The sequence below is a fragment of the Enterococcus crotali genome, assembly GCF_000633635.1.
GTDB lineage: Bacteria > Bacillota > Bacilli > Lactobacillales > Enterococcaceae > Enterococcus_L > Enterococcus_L crotali.
This window is the reverse complement of the sequence record NZ_AYPQ01000001.1, coordinates 316,366-337,682: the sequence shown is the minus strand read 5'-3', so window position 1 is coordinate 337,682 and position 21,317 is coordinate 316,366. Positions and strand designations below refer to the sequence as shown.

The window sequence follows — 21,317 nt, the reverse complement described above, 5'->3', positions numbered from 1 at the left end:
TTTTCTACTAACCCCTCTTACTTTATTGTAAATAAAAATAATAACTGACCATATCGTTCACTTATGATCTTAAGCTGATAACGACCAGCCTTTTCAAATTGTTCACTAGGCAGTAGCAGCTGTTCTTCTGTCAGCTCATAATGTAATGAATAACCATTCTCAGAAATTTTTTTGGTTTTGAACACTTCAAATGAAGGAACTTGCTTTTTCAATTCGTCGATTAAACCCAAGTCAATCGATAGACGAATCATTTCTCCATACGTATATTCTGATTTAGATAGTTTTGGTGTAGCACTCATCGGCTGTTTTAGCTGAGTAGTAAAACGAACATCTTCAAAACCATCAGCAAGAATCTCTATCCTTACTTCTTCCCCTTTTTCCCATTGATCAAATACCTGGTATCTTGCTTGTTCAGTATGCGCTAAAAGTCCAAACTCTAAGTGATTTTCTGGTTTGTGGTATAAGTAATCCGGCCATAAAAGCGGAATTGTTTGCCCATTTTTTGTCGCCGTAAAACTGTAAATGTACTTGCCATAGGCTTCATGAAATTGATCATAGGTGTTGATCTCAAGTTCAGGTAAAAATTGTACCATCCCTGCATAGTTATAATGAGCAAAATAATACATCTCATTCACATATTCTAACTTGTCTTGAACCCTTTGAACATTTCTTTCTTGGCTGCTTTCAAGTAGTTCTCTGGAACCATATGTACCATCTAAGCATAGACGTTTTCTTTTATAGCCGCTAAATTCAGCAAATTCCTCTTCATAGACAGGAGTCAATGATTGGATACCTTGTAGATTCTTTCTGAATGCTTGATAGGTCTCAGGCATAATTTCAGCTAACAGAATATCTTTTACTAAGATGTATATGGGAACGTGCTTAATACTATAGCTGCCGCCTTCATTTAGCATAATTTTTTGTTGATTTGTATGAGGAAATCTGCCGATAATTTGTTTGAATTGCTCTGATAATTGATAATCCATTTCTTGAAAATCTGGGCTATCAGCATGATAAAAATCAAAAAAAGTCATCGTTGTGTCACCGATAAAATAACGTGGCAACTTTTTATCCTCAATGTATACTTGCTCAGTAAGCATTATTGGGCATCGCTCAGTTTGGAGCGTATCATAAAAAATTGAAACTCCAGCGATTGTTACGATATTCATTGAATCACTCCTTTCTCTATTGGGTTAGTATATCATAACAAAATGATAATGAGAATCATTATCAGTAAAATGAACTCTTTTAATTTTCCATCGATTCAATAACCCAAAAAATAGATGGTCAGGGTTCCTTCCATTATATTTCTTGATACTCAAATACAAGTATACGATCCAACAAAAAGAATACTCTAAGAAGTGATCCTTTCAGCTGCTGTTTTTGGTCTATCTTCACAATAACTGTTCTAATGTGTGGTGCCAGTATTTTCTTCAATGTCAATTTCTGTCTTAACTGCTGCTTCAATCGCATAGATCAATGATTGAGCAATTGTTTCAAGCGGCATTGAAGGTGTCTCTACGAAACGATCGATTACTTGCGCGGATTCGAATGGAACATGAATAAAGCCTCCTTTGACATCGGTAAATTCATTATTGATCATGTATAACAAACGATACATGATCGCATTACAGACAAAGGTTCCAGCTGTATACGAGATGTATGCTGGCAAACCATGTGCTTGAATATTTTTCATCATTGCTTTGATTGGTAATGAGGTAAAATAAGCCGTTTCTCCCGTTTCTTCCAATTTTTCCCCAATTGGTTGCTCTCCGTTATTATCCGGAATCCTCGCTTCAGCCAAATTGATTGCTACCTGCTCTAAAGACACAGCGCTACGCCCTCCTGCTTGTCCTACACAAATCACTATATCTGGTTCAAGCTCTTTTATTACGGCTTTTAATAGTTCGCCACTTTCTTTAAAAACAGTTGGTATTTCTAATTTGACTACTTGAGCTCCTGCCACTTCATCTGGAATCATCTTAACAGCTTCATAGGCCGGATTAATGGCATCGCCGCCAAATGGATCAAAACCTGTAATCAACACTTTCATTATAACTCTCCTCTCTCTTTGCCAAACTAACAATAATGATCAATACACCTAAAAAAAATACGAACGCTCACTACTACTTATACTTTTTTCTTTATTATACACAAGATTTTATTTTTTTAATGTTACTATATTATTCAATTAGATATAAAGAAAGTTACGACCGAGCGTTAAGCCATCCCAGTCGTAACTTTTTTAAACTTTTAAAAGAAAATTTCTACGAAGCAAACGAAGGAATGACACATACTCTTTCTTCCCCTATCAATAAACACCGATTGTTTCTTCAGCATTCGTATAGATTATTTTTTTCTTCTCATCATCAAGCTTTTCCCATTGATCTCCATAAATGTGCTCTAACCGACCATAATCATCGTACGATAAAACAAACTGATGCTCACCATCCTCGTCATTGATGATTGTATATAATTTATCCTCTTCGTCTTGGCTGATTTGCCAAGTGCCCGATTCAAACTCTGTTGCCGTAGCCATTGAACTATTTTTTTCCAATAATTTCTTGACGTTTTCTGTGCTATACTCTGGATTTGCTTTTAGATTTTCCTTGCGTTCATCTGATAATAAATAATAAACAACAAAGAATTTTTGCGACATCATCGGTCGGACTTGAATTTCTGCCCATAACGCATCAAATTGCTCTTCTGGCAATACCTCCCAGCCCTTTCCAAAGACATTAGAAATTCGTTCGTCTTCATCTTCTTGCAAAATAATAAACGGATCATCCTCTTCAAGTAACGTCAATGCCGTCACAAAACCGTAGTCAGCAACATTATCGGGTGAAGCCTGAAAATCATACCTAGACTTGATGACAACCTCCTGTAATTGTGAAACAGTCAGGTTTTCAGCCATTTCTTTGGCTTGACCTACTAGATTTTTTTCTATGAAGCTCGCTCTCTCTTCATCTTCACGGTCGATATAAAAATAATAGAGAAACTGATCGTATAGATTTTCACTTTCTTTAAGATCTGACATTTTGTTTATAACATTTTTATATAACTGTCTCTCTTCACTAAACATATTTTGAATATCTTGTGTGTCCAATGACGAATGTCTCTCATTAGATCTTGAAATCACTCCGCCGATTTTAAAGAAAGCTAAAATTAGAACAAAAACGAGCCATAGATATTGACCAGCACTTTTCTCTTTCTTTTGAGGCACCTTTACAGGTTCTGTTGACGCTAACATAGCCAGTTCTTTTGGTCTAAACAAATCAGGGTTCATTCGAGCTAATCCTACCCAATGTTCTCTCACACTTGAATAACGATTTAAACGAAAATAGACGTACCCCAACAACAAATCAAGTGTTGCAGATGGAATTGTCACTTCACTTTTATCAAATATCAACACAGCATTCGTAGAACCTTCATTTTTGGCCCACTCATAATAAACACTAAAAAATTCACTCGTTTTATTAATCTTTAATGATCTCGCTGTTTCAAGCAAAGTAGTGAAATGAGTGACCGTTTCCTCTTGTTCCATTCTAAAATCCGTCATCAGCAGAAAAGAAATTTGCAAGTTGATCACATCAACGTCATTGGTCGTCAGCATTCTACACAAATCTAAAGACTCCATCCAAGTATTTTGATCTGGAATACTGTTTTCTAGAAGTTGAAACAGGTTGTAGCGATTCGTAAAATAGGTCAACCGTTCTTCTTTTGGTATCTCTTGATAATGATCAAAGGAAAAGTTCGGTACATTTTTGATTTCAGCCCAACTATAGCAAAAATAGTCACCGGATTTATAATCTTTTACAAATGAATCAAAATCAAACACAGACCCTATATAATCAATAACTGTTCTTGCTAATACGCGATAATTAGCTAGCAAAAATTGCTGCATCACATTATTTATTGCGTTATGTTCATCAATAGACCATTCTAGCTCATTAGAAAATAGCGGTGTCCATTTTTTTATATCTGAAAAAAAGTCCATTCCTTCATAGACTATTATTAATTCCTCATTAAAACGTTCAACAGCATTTTTTTGTTGTGCTTTTTGGACTTGTATAATCTCATTATTATCGACACCTGCTTCTTGTCCTAAGTCATCCAACTGTTTGCTCTCAAGTTCGGTCGTTTCATTTTCTGAAAATATAGCTTTATTTTCTTCCAATTGTCTTGGATTCGTTTCAGATTCAGCTTCTTGCTTTTTTTCATCTGAGGATGAAGCCACTCCAGTTGGTTGATTACTTTCAATAATCGTTCCTGTTAAAAAGATAGCCGAATCAAACGCTTCTTTTAATTTTTGAAAGGCTAATGGTTCTTGATCTACATCGATCGTTTTTAACTTTGCTGCATAAGCTTGCTTGACCTTTTTTTTATCTGAAGTCGGTTCTAACCCCAGCGTTTCCCAACAATTCATAACACAACCCACTTTCTCATTCCCTCAAAAAATAGTAGCGCAGACATACTTCATTCGCCTTATTCGTGAAAACCAATAACGACTTTCCTACTATTATATTATGGCAAAGATATGCGGGAAAAACAATACTCGAAAGTACTGAGACGCGGCTTCGTCCCAGCAAATAAGCACAGATCAAGATTCTTAGTCCAATGATCCGTGCTTATTCATTATGTTCATTTTCTTAAAGTAATGACTTGCGTAGCAATTTTTTCTAGGAATGCTTGATCATGCTCCACCACGATCATCGTTGGTTTTACCGAATGGATCAATTGCTCTAACTGCTCTTGATTAAATACGTCAAGATAATTTAAAGGCTCATCCCAAATGTATAATTCGGCTGGCTGTGCTAAAGATTTTGCCAGCTCAACTTTTTTACGCTGTCCCATACTCATTTGCTCGATTCGGTTTAAGAAAACTTCTCTTTCCATTCCTAATTTATGCAAATTATTGAGAAATTCTTGATGATCCAGCCCGTGTTCTTCTGAAAACTCTAGTAATGTTCCTCGATTATCTTCATAATTTTGACGAACATAACTGATTTTCAAATTCTTTGGCCTTAGTATTTCTCCGTTGCTCTCTCCAGTAAATTGGCCTAATAAAAATTTAATGATCGAGGATTTTCCAGAACCGTTAGCTCCTACGAGCGCAATTCGCTGTCCCTGACTCATTTCAAAGGAGATTTCTTTAAATAAAGCTTGCTCTTGATAAGCTAATGTCAGTTTTTCTATCGTGAATAGTCTTTTATGATGTCCTGGTTGATAGTTCATTGTTAGTGGATCGATGTACTCGATATCCTTTAACAAGCTGGCTTTTTCTGCTACTTGAGTGTCCATTCTTTGTTCAATTGTCTTAGCACGCTTCATGGTACGAGCGGCTCTTGCACCGATAAAACCTGTATCATAAATTGCTCCGCTGCCTTTTTCTGATGTTTTACCGTACTTATCTTGTTCCTTAGAACGGGACCATTCAGCTTTTTCAGCTGCTGTTTTTTTTAACCGACTGACTTCTTTTTTTAGTTTTTCATTTTGGGCTAATTCAAATGTGTCTTTGATTTTCTTTTGTTCCTCATAAACAGAAAAATTGCCTTGATAAAGTTCTAATTGGCTTTTTTCAATAGACAAGACATGATCCACCACTTCATCTACAAACGAGCGATCATGACTGACTACAATAAAGCCTTGTCTTTTCTTTCTTAAATACTCAGCTACTTGCTTGCGTCCATTGATATCTAAATGATTCGTCGGTTCATCGATCAAAGGAAAATAATGCTCATCGATAAATAGTAACGCTAGCAGCACTTTGGTTTGTTCCCCACCAGAAAGCGTCGCAAATTCTCGCCATAAAATTTCCGGATCAACTTGTAAAAGATTTAGCTCTCGTTCAATTTCCCACTGATCAAAATCACTGATTTCTTGTAATACATAATACGTTAGCTGATGCTTGTCTTTGATAGGTTGGGGAAAATAGAGAAACTCCAATTGATGACTGATTTGACCACTATAAGCCAATTGATTCTGTAAAATCTTAAGCAGCGTTGTTTTGCCACGGCCATTTCTGCCGATCAACCCTAATTTCCACTGAGTATCAAAGTTTAAATTCGCTTGATCAAATAATAATGTTCCTTGAGTATCATACCCAAATGTTAATTGTTTAATTTCAATTTTTGACATCGTCTCACCTCATTAAAAAAAGCTAAAGGAAATTTTATTATCCCTTTACACTTTTCAGGTTGGCAGTCCGATAACGGGTATACAAAAAGACCCGTACACTGAAAAATCAAAGCCAATCCTGAAAATCTGCACACTGCTCCCTTGATGTTCTTGTTCCTTCAAGTTACAGTCTGAATGCAGCTTCAACAAATTGACTTAATTTTTCAACGCACGGATCCCTCACTTCGTTTTTTATTGCATTTACTATATCACGCACAATTGATGCTTGTCAACAATCATTCTTACAATCTTTGAATACACAAATAAATCGTACAAAGTAGTATATGCTATAATATGACAATTATCGCTAACTACAGGAGGAACTGACTTGAAAAAAATGATCTGCATTCATGCCCATGCTTCAAATATCCCCTATCTAATACAAGTATTTCAAAACCATCAGGATATTCACTTAGCGCATTATGTGTTGACAGATTTTTTGGAAAACTTTACAACCGAAAATATAACAGAATTTATTGAAGAAAAAGTCACAGAAGATGTTACAAACGTGATCATTACCTGTACGATGTATTCAAATCTGCTTCAACAAGACTTCATCAAAGAGGTGCCGATTCTCCGTGTAGAGGATCCTTTAGTTGCTCATATTGTAGCTAATTCTAACAAAAAAAAGCTGATTTTTTCAAATCCGAAAACGGTTGAACAAAGCATGAAAAAGGTCGAAACAGTCTACTCAGAGCAAAAACGAACAACTGATTATGACATTTTTATTGTTCCAAATGCGTTTGATCTGATCATGAGGGATCAAAAAGAGGCGTATCAAAGGACATTGATCGATTATTTACAAGAAAATAATAGGCTGTTCACAGGAGATATTTATTTAATGCAATTTTCCATGGCAATCGTTTCAAACAAACAGATTGACGACCTCCAACAACCCATTTTCACTATTCTGGATACATTAAATGCAGTCGTAAACCAAATCTGATTCAATCATTTTTTACACTCATTCCCTAGTTATCGCGCAGTTTGAACAAAAGTTTTCACATTTTATGATCAATGAGTCATTTTTTTGAAAAATAACTTTCAATCTGACCCGTCCACTGCATTTAGTTATTTTTATCCTTTATACTATGAATAGACATCTAATTGAATTAGATCAAATAAATAGTCGCTGTCTTTACAGCAAAAGGAGAGTTTACAATGAAAATTGAACATATTGGCTTATGGGTCAATGATTTAGAAAATATGCGCACATTTTACGAAACTTATTTTAATGCTGCTGCTTCTGAACTGTACCACAATAAAAAGACCAGCTTTCGTTCCTACTTCTTAACTTTTACAGATGGTGCCAGACTGGAGATTATGTCAAGAGATGATGTGATAAACCGCCATTCAGGAAATGAAATACTAGGATTTGCACATCTGGCCATTTCTTTAGGCAGTGCGGAAAATGTTGATAACCTTACAGCTATTTTAGTCATGGAAGGGTATGAATTATTAAGTCCTGCCCGTACAACAGGTGATGGATATTACGAGTCTGTTGTCGCTGATCCTGAAGGAAACCGTTTAGAATTAACGATTTAAAATCAATAGATGGAGGAAAATGACATGGATGTAAAAGCAATTGTTTTAGATATTGACGGAACACTTTTGAATGATGAAAAGAAAATGACGGAGCAAACAAAGGAAACCTTGATTACAGCTCAACAAAACGGCATCAAAGTGATTCTGGCTTCTGGGAGACCAACTCCTGGCATGTTAAAATATGTTGAAGACTTGAAAATGGATCAATATAACGGCATGATTGTTTCTTATAATGGTGCTCATGTTTTAGATGTCAGTTCGCAAAAAGAGTTATTCAGTCAACCACTTTCTATTGAGAGTAGTAAATCAATTTTAGAACACCTAAAACAATTTGACGTGAAACCGATGATTGCAAAAGACGGGTATATGTACGTCAATAATGTTTTTGATGGTATGCTGGATTTAGGTTCTTCTGATGGGCTATTCAATATTATTGAATATGAATCACGCGGCGGGAACTTTCAATTATGCGAAAAAACTGATCTAGCGGCCTTTGTAGATTTTCCGTTGCACAAAATTTTAGTCGCTGCTCAACCTGAGTATTTACAGGAACATTGGCAAAATATCCTTGCACCATTCGAAAACTCTGTCAGCGGAATGTTTTCTGCACCAATGTATTTTGAATTTACCGATCAAGGAATCGATAAAGCAAATGCCCTAGAACAAACATTAAAGCCATTAGGAATCCATCCGGAACATATTATTTCATTTGGTGATGGTCATAATGATCTTTCCTTGATCAACTATGCGGGAATGGGTATTGCGATGGGGAATGCTGTCACTGAATTAAAAAATGCAGCGAATAAAATCACTGCTTCTAATAACGAAGAAGGAATCGCTAAAGCATTAGCTGAGCTACTTTAATTGTAAAAAATAGATTAGGTAAAAAACCTGATCTATTTTTTATTTCTCACATAATCAACAAGAATCAGGTATAATTCATTTATACAAACTGAAAGGTGTTTTGTGTAATGAATTTAATGCTCAAATTAAAAAATTTGGATAGACTTACCACAAGTGAAAAAGCGCTTGTCGAATATATTCTGGCCTTTCCAGAAAAAGTAATTCATTTTTCTCCGAAAGAATTAGCTGAACATTCTTTCGTCTCAATTTCGACGATTTACCGTTTGATCAATAAACTTGATCTAGATGGTTTAAATGATCTTAAATTAGCCTTAGTCAATTATTTAAACGAGCACACAGCCGAACAAATCATCGATATTGATTACCCAATTTCTGCTGAAGATAATCATTATGCTATGACCAACAAGCTAAAAACAGTCTATGAGCAAACGGTTCAATCAACGATCGACGTAAACACAGTTGAAATGATGGCTCTTACAAACAAGTTACTCGAGACAGCTACGTTTATCGATGTTTATGCCTCATCAGCGAACATCTACTTTGCTCAAAATTTCCAATTTCAAATGCAGGAGATCGGTCGACAAATCAATGTGCCCATCGATGATTATAGACAAAATTTATCCGCTGCAAATAGCACTTTGGATCATTTGGCGATTGTCGTATCTTATGAAGGCCGCGGTTCTAGTGTAAAAAAAATTCTAGAGATTTTAAGGAAAAATAATAGTCGCATTCTGTTGATCACTTCAAAGAATAGCTTACTTTTAAATGAAAAAGTTGATGGTATTTTATTATTCCCATCACTAGAAAATCATTACAACAAAATTTCCTCCTTCTCAACAAGGATGTCCTTGATGTATCTCTTTGATCGGTTATATCTTAGCTATTTTAATCTGAACTATGAAAAAAATCTAGCTTATAAATTAGACAATTATCAAAAAATGAACCCCAAGTTGATCTAGCTTCTGTTGAAAATAGAGCAAGAGACAAAAGCAGTTCCCTCTTATTTCTCGGAAGTGAACGCTTTTGTCTCGATCTCTTTACTTATCCTTATTTTAATAATCCTAAGTCACTTTTCATTTTTAATACGCGGTAAACAGATTGATCCAAGCTTGCTTCAGAGTAAGTTCCTTGCTCGATCCCTTGTAAGACATATGGGATTTGCTCTTGAAATGAAGAAGACAATATCAAATCATTGCCCGCCATCAAAGCAGCTAGTCCAGCCTCTTCTTGAGAGATAAAATCAGCTAATCCCGCCATATCCATATCATCTGTCATGATTACACCTTGAAAGCCTAATTCATTGCGCAACAAATCGTGCACGGGCTTAGAAATTGAGGCTGGTGAACTGTCATCAATGCTTGTGACAATATTATGAGAGACCATAATACTGTCTGTCCCAGCCGCAATACCAGCTTTGAATGGTAAAAAATCATTTTGTCGTAATTCTTCTAAACTTCTAGTATCATAAACAATCTCTAAATGAGAGTCACGATTATCGCCATACCCTGGAAAATGTTTTAATGTTGAAGCGATTTTTTGCTTTTTTAACTCCTCCACACTTGTCTTAATATACTCACTCGTTTTTTCGGCATCTAAACCTAACGTTCGATCGTATATAAATGCCTCTGGATCAGTGGCAACATCGGCATCTGGAAATAGTCCTCCTTGAATGCCATAAGAGCGAAGAATTTCTGATTTTTGTTGGATGTCGGATCGGATACCAGGCAATCCTGCTGCTTGATAAATCTCCATTGGTGCTTTAAATGTTTCAGGAACTAAATCATTTCCTCCACTTAAACGTGAAACAGTTCCACCTTCTTCATCTGATGCAATAAAAAGCGGCAATTTGCTCACCGATTGATAAGAAGCTATTTTCTCCTTTAAACTCGTTGGCGTCTCTCCTTCAATATCTCGTCCAAATAAAAGATACCCACCTAAATGATTGTTTTGAATGCTCTCTTGCTGTCCGTCAATTGGGACTCGGGCTAAAAATAATTGTCCAACCTTTTCTTCTAGGCTCATTGAAGCAATTAAATCCTTGATTGTCTTTTCTTGATTTATTGAGTCTGCTTGATGATTACTTTGTGTAGTTTTTTCTTTTTCTCCCTCGCTTGTTCCCGTTGTTTTGGTTTCTTCTGTTTGCTTTGTCTGTACGTTATCACTTTTATTCACTAACCACATAACACCAAAACTAATACCAAAAATCAGTAGTAATACAGCGAATGCAGTCGTTATCATTGTTTTATTATTAATTGTACTTCCCCCTTACATCACTGATGTCAGTTTAACAGTGTCATTATATTATAATTAGGTTGTATCCTATCAGTCAATTTTTTTCACCTGTTTGCATCCTATATTTTTGACAAAAAAATCGACACATGAGATGCTCTACTCGTAATAAATAAAACAAGAGAGAAGGTTGGATCTTTATGGCAACAATGGTTTTTGTAAATTTTCCAGTCACTGATGTAAAACGTTCTACTGAGTTTTATGAAAAATTAGGTTTTAAAAAGAATGTAGAATTCTCAAATGAGCAAACAAGTTCAATGGTTTGGGATGATAACTTTTGGATCATGTTGTTGAATCATGATTTTTATAGCAAGTTTATTAAGGAAAAGCAGATTGCTGATACCAAAACAACTAGTGGCGTTTTAGTCTCATTCAGTCTGGAAAGCGCTGATGCAGTGAAAAAATTTGGTGACATTGCAAAAGCAAATGGCGGGGATTTTTACAAAGTGGATATGGGGATACCTGAAGATCAAATGTTTGGGCTTGAAGTGCTAGATCCAGATGGTAACTCTTTGGAGCCAACTTGGATGAATATGTAACGTGTCCCTGCTCCTTTAATTGGTAACTGCAAACAGCCTAAAGAGCTTATTTTTACAAAATAACCACAGCTAATTTTGATCCTTGAGTTCAAGATTAGCTGTGATTTTTTGTAGTTACTGCAATAATTCCCCCATAAAATCAATGTTTGTCTATAGTATCAAAATTGTTTTTTCCTACTGATTTCAATGAAAAAACGCTTATCATCTGTTAGTCACTATTCTTTTGAAAAACAGGATTATACGGTATAATTTAGATTCCCTTACTTCAAGTTATTTTAACGAAGCTGAGGCTAACATTTATTATGAGAGCCATTTTTTTAAGGAGGAAAATTTGATGAAAAAATTTATCCGCAATCATTTAATGCTATGTATAACAATTATGATCGGTATTTTGTTGGTTTTCATTCCTATCATTAAGCAAACTATCTCACCAGAATTGACTGTTGATGGTATATATAATTTTATTGGTTCCTTTTTTGGAATCATTGGGGCTGTTCTTCTAGCATTCAGCGAAAATAAAAGGCAAAACGAAACATTACGGGAAGAGATTGAGATGAACGCAAAAAAAGATCGCTCAATCCAAGCTGAATTTTTATATCGAGAATTGTTATTTCAAAAAATCGAAAATCTTTATAGCAAGTTGAACACTTGTATCTATAAAAATGAAGAATCGATTCGCCGCGTTCATTACCACCATACAGATCCTCATCCAGAAATACTAGTTGAAAAACTGATTAAAAATCGCAATGAAACAGAGAAATTGATTCATGATATTGAATTGTTGAGTATTTATTTTCAGGACTATACGCCAACTATTTCTATGATTGTTTCATTGTTTGATCAAAGTACCGAGCATTTATACCATGTAGAAATGCGTTTAAATGAATGGAACACTAGTGAATTCAAGCAGAGGATGACCAAATATTCTGAACTGTTAGAAGAATTAGATCGCTCATTGGACCGCTTAGCTATTGACTTAATGGCAAAAATGGGCAATGAAATCCAAGAGTTAGACAGACTCAGTAAGATCAATTAAATAGAATCTGTATCAACATCATACCGTAGCCGCAAAAACCATGTGACAACATCAGTCTCTTCAGCCAGCCACTAAACTTGAATAAGATAACGTATTGATGAAGCTCTCCTTAGTGCTCATGCCTGAGCGGCTTTCATCACGATCTCTTTGTTCATGTAACACTTATTTCAATCAAAAAAACGATTTTTACTTTTAGGACGAAGAATGGTTTTCACGTCTCTTCCCTCAAAGTCGAATCTCACTATTGTAGTCTCACGTCTATTTCTATCTCTGATCGTATCTTGCATATTGATGATTACTGATTTTACGATCGCCTTCAGTTTAAGAATGGATGTTTGATCTGTTTTGTACCCTACTCTAATACTGAACATAACTTCTGAGACATCTTCATCTGAAAAATCATTTTCGATAATCTCTTTGTAAATCGGTTCCAGCTCATAAACTTGTTGTAAATCCACTTTAAAAACAGCTACTTTGAAACAGCTTGAAACAATCTTTTCGATTTCTTCAGGCAATTCAGTTAACAGTTTTTCATAACTTTGGTTTTCAAGCATGTTTTTTGCTAAATAGTCTGCTTCAATGTGCTTTTCCCAAATCCTATTTTTGGCTTCTTCATACAAAGTCAGTTTATATGTTGGGATCAGTGACTGCTTTTCTTCTAGAATCTGGTCGTCAATCGTCAAGTCAGAGATAAACTTGTTTAGATAACTAAGAAGGTTTTCTGTATAAGCTTCTGAGACTTGTTGAGCATCAGCGATCATTGTATGAAACATTAGAAAAGTAAACTGTTCATCGGAAAAATAGTTGTGAAAAAAAGAATCACCGATGTCTCGATTGAGCAATGCCTGCTTCAATAATTGTTTTTGTTGATCTGTAATTGAGTTGATCTGATTGATTTTTTTAGGAAAAAAGTTATATAGGCAGTAGTATTTTACTGCTCTGATGGCTTCATTTTTATTGACATATCTATTATAGATTTTACTATTGTTTTCTAACCAGTGTTCAAAGTCTTTTTGATTGAACTGCTCATCTTCCAGTAATCTAGCTGGCAGTACCTTATGCGCATAAATTGCCTGTTCAGCCCATTTTTCTTGAATGTCAAATACATATTATACCCAATACCTGCTAAGACAAGAAGTATGGCTGCCGATACCATCCAAAAAATTTGCTTGTTGGCTTGTCTTTTTTTGTTTTTTTCTTTGATCTGGTCACTTTCTTTAGAAATAGCCGTCAAGCCTTTTTCTGTATATGCTTTTTCTACATATTGATAGACATAATCGGATACCTTGATGACCGCCTCGTCATATTTTTCTGTACTGAGCAGTGTTAATAATTGCCGTTTCAATGATTTATTTTCATTTAAGGGATCAAACAACGAAGCAAGTTTCTCTCCATGGGCAAACCAGATTTCGTCTTGATCCAAAACAAAAACAACCACCATGTTTGCTGGTGCTTCACTATTTTTAAAATCAAAATTCCTAAATTTATTTTCTATATGTACATCGATTTTATTGCCTGAAGGCTCTACATCTCGTGTGATCGCTACACCATACTCTGGACTAGCTTCCAAGGTCGAGAATTTTTCGTTGTTTAATTTGGTAACATAGTTCTTTGTTTCTTGGTTGAGTATTTCAGATGGATCTTCAACATAAGACTCAGCATATCCTCTATCGCTAAACATAAAAAATACGACACTCACTAACCATATTGAATATAACCAATAACCTGTTCTTTTCATTTAAGCTTCTGTTCCTTTTTTTACTTTTATTGTAACATACAGGCTGAGCATAAAAAAAGATGATGGAAACAAATCGCTATTCGCCTTGTTTTCCATCATTCTTATGAACTATTTTTTTTCTGTTTCTAATAGCCTTTTATTTATCTTTACTATATTCATTCTCTTCAACAAATTCTACTGGTTGAAAAATCGTTTTTCTTTCTTCTTTATGGTCATATTCATCAAAGGGAGTGAAGATAACTTTATTACCGTCCCAGTAGACTTTTGATGTTGTGCTGAGAATTTGGTCATGTAGCTTAACCTCTTCACGAAATTCATTATCCGTCATTGTATAACCGATTATATAAGGATCTTCTCCTGGCGGTAGCTCTTCTCCTGTTGCACGGTTCATTTCATTTAATGCTTTTCCTGACTCCTTATCAAATGTAATGATTTTTCGCTTTTTTTCTGTAAAAATATGCACCTGTTCAACCGGTGTTTGCATCTCATACTCCTCATCGACCCTAACCCAGTTATATTTCATCAAGTCCTCTTTCGTTACTTGTGTTCCATGTTCGATCTGAATCGGTCGAACTAAGCTATTTTCTTGATATTCGGCCATATTCACTTCTCGTTTGACTTCATCTGGTAATTCTGTTGGCCCCTCTGAAATTTTATTGGCCTTTGCTCCACCTGAATCATCTGCTTGTACTTCTTGAGTTGTCTGAATAAATTCATATGAAAAATAGCCGATCACTGCACAACAAATCACTCCTATTACTAAGTTAATAAACCCAACCTTACTTTTATTTTTCATTTTATTCAGCCTTTCATATTTTTTGTTTTAAGCAAACTTATTTGTTCGGTATGAGAAGGCAGACACCTTCCTCCGGATAATCTTTCCTATCTTCTGATTTGGGTAGGGAATTGGATACTGTCCAGAATACAATGTTTTCTCCGTCCCAGTACATGTCTGAAGTGACTTGATAACCGCCATAATCGACTAAAATGTGATTTCCATTTATTTCATAGGTCATCGTCAGCCCTCTATCTTCACCGTCGATTATTTCTTTACGAAGAAATCCGTCAAAGCTTACAGTACTATTAACCCCATTATTGCCTTTGATGATTGACGTCCATGAAGAATATGCTGTTAAATCCGGTTCAATAGCTGGTTTAAGTTTCTTGATTGATTCTTCTGTATATGGAAAAATTTCTTCGTTGTGAGGTTCTAACACTAGTCGTTTTACCCCAGGTAATTTAGGTTCTAAGATCAAGTTTGCGCCTTCCATTTTCACTTGATAGGAATGAAGCTCAGATACAAGCTCAGCATTATCGTTAATTACTTCTTCAAAAATATCCAACTGATCGTCTTTAAACGTGTATTTTGGTGCAGACCAAGTGAAATAATTTATTATTATACGAACTTCGTCATCGCTAAAACGATAATACTTTTCTTCATTTCCAACTTTCCAATACTTAGTCGCTTGTAGAATAGTTGTTGGCACATTTTTCGTTTCCGTAGTTGCAGCTGAACTACTAGGTTCACTGTTTTCTTTCGTTTTTGGCCACATCAACGTTCCGATAAAAAGTAAGCTTATAACAACAACACTGGATAAGAAGATTTCACCCCATTTATAGTGAAATGTACGGTGCTTATTTTTTCTTTGATCAGAATCGATGTCTAGTGCAGCAAGTGCATCTTCTCTGGGTACATCAATTTTCTCCATCGCTTTTTGTAAAATCTTTTTCTCGTTATCTGACATGGTAATCCTCCCCTAATATTGTCTTTAGCGCTTCTCTCCCACGTTTTAAATTTGTTTTAACTGTTCCTTCCGGTATTGTTAATAGTTCGCTGATTTCCTTGACTGAAAAATCTTGGTAATAAAACAACTGCAAGACCAAACGGTACCTGTCTTCTAGTGCCATCACAGCATCCAGCACATCGATGGATTGATTTTTATTTTTTGAAAGATCCATTGATTCTGTAAATTCTGGATTATTTTGCAATTCACGAATCTGAACCTTTTGATTGATCAACTTGCTTGCTTGCCTAGCCATGATCGTACAAAACCAAGTCAAAAAATAACCAGGCTCTTTCAATGTATGAATCGATTGTATCGACTGAATCGTTGCTTCCTGCATAATATCAAGCGCATCTTCTTTATTCCCAATATAAATGTAAGCCATTTTGTACAGATACATATGATTTTTACGCAACACTTTCCCTAAAGCATTACTATCGCCTTTGATTGCTTTTTTGATCAATGAAAGCTCTGAAAAACTAAACTTCCCCATTTTCTCACCTCTTCACTCCAATAGTGTAAAAACTTAGGGTTAGGTTTCAATAAATTCATTATTTATTCACAAAACAAAAAATCTGAGCTAAAACTGATTGAGTTTTAGCTCAGATTCTTTCAATAACAATATATTGTACTACATTATTTCATTTCATTATTTTGATGACTAAATCGTGACAGATTTGCTGGAATAAATAGTTTGGGATTGATTTTAAAAAGCAACAGCAAAATAATGGAAGTTGCAAGTGCAGTCGCAATCCCGCTTAAGCCATTCATGACAAATGAAAACAACCACGGATTCATTCCCCACATCGCAAAACTTCCCCAAAAAATAACCCCTGCAACAAAATGCCAAAAATAGCGCATCAGCACGCCAAAAAATGAAGCATAGATAATAATTCGACTACTTTTTCCATATTCTTTATTGGTGATTGCTTGTTGCAGCTGATTGCTGTATACACCAGCAAAACCTGCAAAACCGAATGCTAAAATATATTCAATGATCACTTGTGCAGGCATTAAATAATAAACTTGAGCCAACGGAAAATGCAACAATCCCCAGATAAAAGCTGAAAAAAAGCCAGCTTTCGTTCCTCTTCTCAATGCAAAAAGCGTGATTGGAATCATACCTAATGAAATCGAAAAACTACTGCCAATGCTGGTTGGAATAAAAGACAAAACCATCGCGAGTGCCGCAACGATCGTTCCTTCGATCCAAATTTGTAATTCTGCTTTTCTTTGCATAAAAAAATCCTCCTTATAGAACGACCGAGTCACAAAGGAGGAGTAAAAGTTGCTATTTACTCCATCACAATTCCTACGCTCGTACTAACGAACAGGTTCGAAGGGTTTAGAGTTATTACTCATTCTCAGCCATGGCTCCCCTTTGTGATGGGTTCTATTTAATTTTTGGTTGTTATCTACTTATGCGATAACATTAAAAGAGTAACATGGCATCCTTTAAAAGTAAAGACACAAGTCTGTCTATTTAGGCCTATTCTAGTGGATCAAGTAATCATACTAGGTGATAAACTCACATAAGCGGATAAACGGTGGGATTAGACACTTCTGTACAGCCTAGCTTTGAGATTTGAAAAAATCTTTTTCTAACTAAATCATTCTTTCCGAAAATTATCTGGTTTCCTAACCTTTTATACGGTAAGATAAATGAAACAAGATAAGAGGTGTAAAATGAAGAAAAAGGGTAAAAAAGTTGGTTTATCTTTGATATCGTTGGGATTAGGAGGTGCAGGTGGCTATTTTGGCGGATATCTAATTGGAAAAAATAATCTCCATTTTTCAGGATTAGACATTGTTATTCTATTTTTTGCGCTGGTCCTTTCTTATATCCTTCATATTATTATTCATGAAGCTGGACACGGTATTTTTGGGAAAATGACTGGTTATCAAATGGTCAGTTATCGTATTTTTTCATTTATGTGGGTTTGGCAAACGGATGGGAAGATCGTGTTTAGACGTTTCAAGGTTCCTGGTACGCTTGGGCAATGTTTGATGGCTCCTCCAGCCTATGTACAAGGGAAATTTCCGTTTCGTCTCTATTTATTAGGAGGGGTTTTAGCGAATGTAATTACTTGTGGGATCATTTGGGTCTTATTGGGATTTCATTCACTAATAGGTACCGCTTTTATCATTGTGGGCCTTTTTACAGCCGTCACAAATGCTGTTCCGATGGGATTTAATGATGGAATGAGTTTAAAAGTAGCTGCTTCCAGTGAAGAACAACAATACTTACTATACATGCAATTCGAGGTAAACTATCAATTAAATCAAGGTATCAGCTATCTTGAACTACCAAAATCATTTTTTGACTTGATTTCAGGCAAACAAAAGCAGACTTATTTCAATGACTCCCAAGAATTTCTAAAAGTAGCTCGATTTCTTGAAGAACAGAACTGGAATCAGCTAAACGAGCAATTAGAATCCTTGTGGTCGCGCCTAGACGAGCTGATTTCTTTATATCAAATTGAACTTAAAAAAGAATTGATTTTTGCCTTATCCATTACGAAACCAGAAGATCCACGTCTAGCTCAATTATGGTCAGATAAAAAGGTGAGGATGAGCTTAAAACAATCTTTGATGGGCAACAAGCGTATAGAAGCAGCTTACTATTATTTCGTAGAAAATGATGATCAGGCTGCTTTAGAATGTTTAAAAACTGGAAAAAATTTGGTTGCCAAAGCACCGAATCCTGGTGATGCTAAAGCGGAGCTAAAATTGAATCACTGGTTACAAGAGCTCATTTTAAAAAATAGTGAGGGTTAAACCTATGTATTACAATAAAAAATGCTTCGAACTATTCAGATAAAATAGTTCGAAGCACTTTTCGTTGTAGAAACATGTTGCTAGCTAATCTTATAAAATCCCAAAATAAGTGGCAATCACGGTGGCAACCAATAGAAAAATTATCGTTGCAGCGGTATGTTTCCCTTCAGTCTTTTTAAGCCATCTATAAACAAAGACAGTCAATAAAAAGGCCAATAGGTTGGGCATAACGCTGTCAATCATTTCTTGTAAGACAATCGTGTTTTCGCCAGCGACAATTTCTAAAGGACTACTTACTTTAACCGTTGTGGCGATCAATGAACCAATCACCATCAGTCCAACCACATTTGCCATACTCGTGATTCGCGCTAAAATATTGGTTTCATTATTCTTCTCAATAAAATCTAATCCCTTAAAATAGCCTATTTTCACACCATAAATCCGACCGCCCCAGTTAATAATATTATATAAGACAAACATTAAAATGGGGCCTAAAATATTGCCATTAAATGCTAAAGCGGCACCAATACTTCCGAAAATAGGTACAAAGACAAACTTGACTAAACTATCCCCAAGAGCAGCTAAAGGACCCATCAATCCAGTTTTTAGAGCTGTGATCGATTCTTTTTCATCTTCTGTCGTTGTCTCTTCCATAGCTGTTGATATTCCCAATATAAAAGCATTTCCGAACGCGTGGGAATTACAGAAAATCAAATGTCGATGCATCGCACGTTTAAGCCCTTCTGGATCGCCTTCATAAATTTTTCCTAAAGCGGGTGCTATCGCTCGCATGATCCCGATCGTCTGTAATGACTCGTAGTTAAATGTTAGTCGAGCTGCATTATTTCTTAGAATCATTTGATTTAAATCTTTATTTGTAATTTTAGCCATTATAATTCAATCCCCTCAATATCATCTTCAGCAGAAATAGAATGTTGAGTCACTACTTGACCTTGACTAGAAGCTAAATCAAACAGAAAAGCAAAAGCCAGAGAAATTATAGTTACTGGCAAAACGTCTAACTTTAAATACGAGGTCAATACCCAACCTAATAAAAGAAAAATCCACATTTTGCCATCTTTGATCATGACATTCATTAACACTGCAATTCCGACAGCGGGTATGATCTTCCCAGCAGTTCCAAGACCTGTCATAACAACTTCTGGTAACATTGCAACAACTTTCTCAATGATCCCACTGCCAAATTGCATGGCTAAAAACGTTGGTACTGCTCTAACTAACCCAATTGCTAACGTTGGTAAGATAATTAATTTGTTGGTTCCTTTCACATCTCCTTGATCTGCTAATTTCGCTGCGTATGGATTTAGTGCGACCATCACTGTTGAAACAACGATAATCAATTGTTGCGCCAAGATTGACGTTGGCACAGCTAGCGTAACAGCTGTAGCAACGCCTCCACCACTAGCAATGCTAAGTGCACAACTAATTACTGAGCCACTCACAACATCGGGTGCTGTATACGCGCCAACATTTCCGATTCCCATCCACATCACTTCTAACGTTGCACCGATCAACAAGCCTTGAGAAAGATCCCCCATAATCAAACCAACAACGGTGCAAATCATTAAAGGGCGACGAATCATTTGAGTCGATGAATCGTCTACACTGCAAATAAAAGCCCAAACACTTACCAGAAAAATTTGCATCTTAAATCTCCCCCTTCATATTTAATGAAGTATCCGATGGAACCATCCGAATTTCGACATTGACGCCTTTATCAATCAGACGTTTAAAGCACTCTCTTTCTTCTTTCGTAACAGACACTTGCTTAGAAACACGTTCACGCTGTTCATTCAACCTCAAACCACCTACATTTAAATCATTGATTTCAAAGCCGCCGTCAATGATTGTTTCAATATCAAAAACAGAATCTGATAATAATAATGTGGATTTTTTGATTGGTCCCTTTTTGGCAATTGTTAAAATTGATCTGTTGTAAAAATATGAGTGATCACATTTGGCGGCGTACTCATTTTTAAAATAGATCGTTGTGTATCATTTCCTGCTGTTTCATTACTAACGATTACAATCTGTTCAACTTTAAATGTATTTAACCAACTCGTTACAACTTGACCATGAATCAAGCGGTCATCAATTCTACAAACCTTCACTGACATCGTATTCGTCCTCCTTTTGTTTCATCATTTCTTTAATATTTATATAGCCTTCATGGTATGAAGCAGCTAATATCTCTTCAATCTCTTCAAGAGCTTTGTTTTGATTCAAAAAAGTATTTAGCAGTAATGGTAAATTTAAGCCTGTTACAACAAGTACATTTTCACTCTGTAATAATACTTCACTGGAAATATTGGAAGGCGTTCCTCCAAATACATCAACAATAATCAGCAACCCTTTTTCTGTATTTAATTTTCTAACTTTATCTTTGATCTGTTTTTTTGAATAATCTAGCGTATCATCAACCGAAATTGTTAAAAAATCGCAATTCTCCTGTGGTCCCATAATCATTTGGGCACTTTCAAGTGCATATTGTGCAAACTGACCATGACTGGCAAGTAATACCGCATTTTTCTCCATAAAAAAACTCC

Annotated in this window: 21 protein-coding genes, 1 pseudogene and 1 riboswitch; of the genes and pseudogenes, 7 read left to right on the top strand and 15 right to left on the bottom strand. The window is 35.6% G+C overall.

The window, feature by feature from the left end; all coding sequences use genetic code 11:
- Positions 1 to 17: 17 nt before the first annotated feature.
- From V192_RS0101635 to V192_RS0101620, 4 genes are all read right to left on the bottom strand, one after another.
- Entirely contained in the window at positions 18 to 1,169 is a 1,152-nt protein-coding gene (locus tag V192_RS0101635; RefSeq protein ID WP_029948080.1) for a hypothetical protein, read from the bottom strand.
- Between the two features lie 239 nt (positions 1,170 to 1,408).
- Positions 1,409 to 2,053 carry a pyroglutamyl-peptidase I gene (gene pcp, locus V192_RS0101630; protein ID WP_025868653.1) on the bottom strand — a complete coding sequence of 215 codons (645 nt, stop codon included), beginning with the start codon at positions 2,051 to 2,053 and terminating at the stop codon, positions 1,409 to 1,411.
- Positions 2,054 to 2,311: 258 nt separating this feature from the next.
- The gene (locus V192_RS0101625; RefSeq protein ID WP_025868652.1) at positions 2,312 to 4,426 is read right to left on the bottom strand and encodes a hypothetical protein; all 2,115 of its coding nucleotides are present in this window, start codon (positions 4,424 to 4,426) and stop codon (positions 2,312 to 2,314) included.
- 215 nt (positions 4,427 to 4,641) lie between these two features.
- A complete protein-coding gene (locus tag V192_RS0101620; protein ID WP_025868651.1) occupies positions 4,642 to 6,138 on the bottom strand; it encodes an Lsa family ABC-F type ribosomal protection protein in 1,497 nt (498 codons plus the stop codon).
- A gap of 367 nt (positions 6,139 to 6,505) precedes the next feature.
- Here V192_RS0101620 and V192_RS0101615 point away from each other — a divergent pair, with 367 nt between their 5' ends.
- From V192_RS0101615 to V192_RS0101600, 4 genes are all read left to right on the top strand, one after another.
- Positions 6,506 to 7,123, top strand: coding sequence for a hypothetical protein (locus tag V192_RS0101615; RefSeq protein ID WP_025868650.1), 618 nt, complete (start codon positions 6,506 to 6,508; stop codon positions 7,121 to 7,123).
- Positions 7,124 to 7,338: 215 nt separating this feature from the next.
- Positions 7,339 to 7,722, top strand: a complete 384-nt coding sequence (locus tag V192_RS0101610; protein ID WP_025868649.1) for a VOC family protein — start codon at positions 7,339 to 7,341, stop codon at positions 7,720 to 7,722.
- A gap of 24 nt (positions 7,723 to 7,746) precedes the next feature.
- On the top strand, positions 7,747 to 8,586 hold the full coding sequence (locus V192_RS0101605) for a Cof-type HAD-IIB family hydrolase (RefSeq protein WP_025868648.1): 840 nt from the start codon (positions 7,747 to 7,749) through the stop codon (positions 8,584 to 8,586).
- A 107-nt stretch (positions 8,587 to 8,693) separates the two neighbouring features.
- On the top strand, positions 8,694 to 9,545 hold the full coding sequence (locus tag V192_RS0101600; RefSeq protein WP_025868647.1) for a MurR/RpiR family transcriptional regulator: 852 nt from the start codon (positions 8,694 to 8,696) through the stop codon (positions 9,543 to 9,545).
- Between the two features lie 88 nt (positions 9,546 to 9,633).
- On the opposite strand, the gene V192_RS0101595 is transcribed toward V192_RS0101600, so the two are convergent.
- Entirely contained in the window at positions 9,634 to 10,824 is a 1,191-nt protein-coding gene (locus V192_RS0101595) for a glycoside hydrolase family 3 protein (RefSeq protein WP_025868646.1), read from the bottom strand.
- Positions 10,825 to 11,015: 191 nt separating this feature from the next.
- Between V192_RS0101595 and V192_RS0101590 the strand changes: the two genes are divergently transcribed.
- Positions 11,016 to 11,414 (top strand): VOC family protein, encoded by a 399-nt coding sequence (locus V192_RS0101590; RefSeq protein ID WP_025868645.1) that lies wholly within the window; start codon positions 11,016 to 11,018, stop codon positions 11,412 to 11,414.
- 334 nt (positions 11,415 to 11,748) lie between these two features.
- Positions 11,749 to 12,450, top strand: coding sequence for a hypothetical protein (locus V192_RS0101585; RefSeq protein ID WP_025868644.1), 702 nt, complete (start codon positions 11,749 to 11,751; stop codon positions 12,448 to 12,450).
- A 167-nt stretch (positions 12,451 to 12,617) separates the two neighbouring features.
- On the opposite strand, the gene V192_RS0101580 is transcribed toward V192_RS0101585, so the two are convergent.
- The 6 genes from V192_RS0101580 to thiT form a co-directional block, all read right to left on the bottom strand.
- Positions 12,618 to 13,292, bottom strand: a complete 675-nt coding sequence (locus V192_RS0101580; protein WP_025868643.1) for a hypothetical protein — start codon at positions 13,290 to 13,292, stop codon at positions 12,618 to 12,620.
- Positions 13,293 to 13,441: 149 nt separating this feature from the next.
- Entirely contained in the window at positions 13,442 to 14,188 is a 747-nt protein-coding gene (locus V192_RS0101575; RefSeq protein WP_025868642.1) for a hypothetical protein, read from the bottom strand.
- A gap of 136 nt (positions 14,189 to 14,324) precedes the next feature.
- Positions 14,325 to 14,984 (bottom strand): hypothetical protein, encoded by a 660-nt coding sequence (locus V192_RS0101570; protein ID WP_029948079.1) that lies wholly within the window; start codon positions 14,982 to 14,984, stop codon positions 14,325 to 14,327.
- A gap of 37 nt (positions 14,985 to 15,021) precedes the next feature.
- Positions 15,022 to 15,933, bottom strand: coding sequence for a hypothetical protein (locus tag V192_RS0101565; protein WP_025868640.1), 912 nt, complete (start codon positions 15,931 to 15,933; stop codon positions 15,022 to 15,024).
- A complete protein-coding gene (locus V192_RS0101560; protein ID WP_025868639.1) occupies positions 15,923 to 16,465 on the bottom strand; it encodes a sigma-70 family RNA polymerase sigma factor in 543 nt (180 codons plus the stop codon). The genes V192_RS0101565 and V192_RS0101560 overlap by 11 nt, the downstream gene beginning before the upstream one ends.
- 143 nt (positions 16,466 to 16,608) lie before the next feature.
- Complete coding sequence (gene thiT / locus V192_RS0101555; RefSeq protein ID WP_025868638.1) at positions 16,609 to 17,211, bottom strand: energy-coupled thiamine transporter ThiT; 603 nt, start codon at positions 17,209 to 17,211, stop codon at positions 16,609 to 16,611.
- 53 nt (positions 17,212 to 17,264) lie between these two features.
- A riboswitch (TPP riboswitch) is annotated at positions 17,265 to 17,363 on the bottom strand.
- A 295-nt stretch (positions 17,364 to 17,658) separates the two neighbouring features.
- Between thiT and V192_RS0101550 the strand changes: the two genes are divergently transcribed.
- Entirely contained in the window at positions 17,659 to 18,750 is a 1,092-nt protein-coding gene (locus tag V192_RS0101550; RefSeq protein ID WP_025868637.1) for a hypothetical protein, read from the top strand.
- A gap of 90 nt (positions 18,751 to 18,840) precedes the next feature.
- Here V192_RS0101550 and V192_RS0101545 read toward each other — a convergent pair whose 3' ends face one another.
- From V192_RS0101545 to V192_RS0101530, 4 genes and pseudogenes are all read right to left on the bottom strand, one after another.
- The gene (locus V192_RS0101545) at positions 18,841 to 19,641 is read right to left on the bottom strand and encodes a PTS system mannose/fructose/sorbose family transporter subunit IID (protein ID WP_029948077.1); all 801 of its coding nucleotides are present in this window, start codon (positions 19,639 to 19,641) and stop codon (positions 18,841 to 18,843) included.
- Positions 19,641 to 20,417: a PTS mannose/fructose/sorbose/N-acetylgalactosamine transporter subunit IIC gene (locus V192_RS0101540; RefSeq protein ID WP_025868635.1), complete on the bottom strand. Its 777-nt coding sequence runs from the start codon at positions 20,415 to 20,417 to the stop codon at positions 19,641 to 19,643. Before V192_RS0101540 ends, V192_RS0101545 begins: the two co-directional genes overlap by 1 nt.
- A 1-nt stretch (position 20,418) precedes the next feature.
- A pseudogene (locus tag V192_RS21080) lies at positions 20,419 to 20,888 on the bottom strand (PTS sugar transporter subunit IIB).
- Positions 20,869 to 21,306, bottom strand: a complete 438-nt coding sequence (locus V192_RS0101530) for a PTS sugar transporter subunit IIA (RefSeq protein WP_025868634.1) — start codon at positions 21,304 to 21,306, stop codon at positions 20,869 to 20,871. Before V192_RS0101530 ends, V192_RS21080 begins: the two are co-directional and overlap by 20 nt.
- Between the last annotated feature and the right edge of the window lie 11 nt (positions 21,307 to 21,317).

Bases quoted from the DNA above. Each gene is read 5' to 3' on its own strand.
- V192_RS0101635 (WP_029948080.1), bottom strand. From the start codon at position 1,169: ATGAATATCGTAACAATCGCTGGAGTTTCAATTTTTTATGATACGCTC.
- pcp (WP_025868653.1), bottom strand. From the start codon at position 2,053: ATGAAAGTGTTGATTACAGGTTTTGATCCATTTGGCGGCGATGCCATT.
- V192_RS0101625 (WP_025868652.1), bottom strand. From the start codon at position 4,426: ATGAATTGTTGGGAAACGCTGGGGTTAGAACCGACTTCAGATAAAAAA.
- V192_RS0101620 (WP_025868651.1), bottom strand. From the start codon at position 6,138: ATGTCAAAAATTGAAATTAAACAATTAACATTTGGGTATGATACTCAA.
- V192_RS0101610 (WP_025868649.1), top strand. From the start codon at position 7,339: ATGAAAATTGAACATATTGGCTTATGGGTCAATGATTTAGAAAATATG.
- V192_RS0101605 (WP_025868648.1), top strand. From the start codon at position 7,747: ATGGATGTAAAAGCAATTGTTTTAGATATTGACGGAACACTTTTGAAT.
- V192_RS0101600 (WP_025868647.1), top strand. From the start codon at position 8,694: ATGAATTTAATGCTCAAATTAAAAAATTTGGATAGACTTACCACAAGT.
- V192_RS0101595 (WP_025868646.1), bottom strand. From the start codon at position 10,824: ATGATAACGACTGCATTCGCTGTATTACTACTGATTTTTGGTATTAGT.
- V192_RS0101590 (WP_025868645.1), top strand. From the start codon at position 11,016: ATGGCAACAATGGTTTTTGTAAATTTTCCAGTCACTGATGTAAAACGT.
- V192_RS0101585 (WP_025868644.1), top strand. From the start codon at position 11,749: ATGAAAAAATTTATCCGCAATCATTTAATGCTATGTATAACAATTATG.
- V192_RS0101575 (WP_025868642.1), bottom strand. From the start codon at position 14,188: ATGAAAAGAACAGGTTATTGGTTATATTCAATATGGTTAGTGAGTGTC.
- V192_RS0101570 (WP_029948079.1), bottom strand. From the start codon at position 14,984: ATGAAAAATAAAAGTAAGGTTGGGTTTATTAACTTAGTAATAGGAGTG.
- V192_RS0101565 (WP_025868640.1), bottom strand. From the start codon at position 15,933: ATGTCAGATAACGAGAAAAAGATTTTACAAAAAGCGATGGAGAAAATT.
- V192_RS0101560 (WP_025868639.1), bottom strand. From the start codon at position 16,465: ATGGGGAAGTTTAGTTTTTCAGAGCTTTCATTGATCAAAAAAGCAATC.
- thiT (WP_025868638.1), bottom strand. From the start codon at position 17,211: ATGCAAAGAAAAGCAGAATTACAAATTTGGATCGAAGGAACGATCGTT.
- V192_RS0101550 (WP_025868637.1), top strand. From the start codon at position 17,659: ATGAAGAAAAAGGGTAAAAAAGTTGGTTTATCTTTGATATCGTTGGGA.
- V192_RS0101545 (WP_029948077.1), bottom strand. From the start codon at position 19,641: ATGGCTAAAATTACAAATAAAGATTTAAATCAAATGATTCTAAGAAAT.
- V192_RS0101540 (WP_025868635.1), bottom strand. From the start codon at position 20,417: ATGCAAATTTTTCTGGTAAGTGTTTGGGCTTTTATTTGCAGTGTAGAC.
- V192_RS0101530 (WP_025868634.1), bottom strand. From the start codon at position 21,306: ATGGAGAAAAATGCGGTATTACTTGCCAGTCATGGTCAGTTTGCACAA.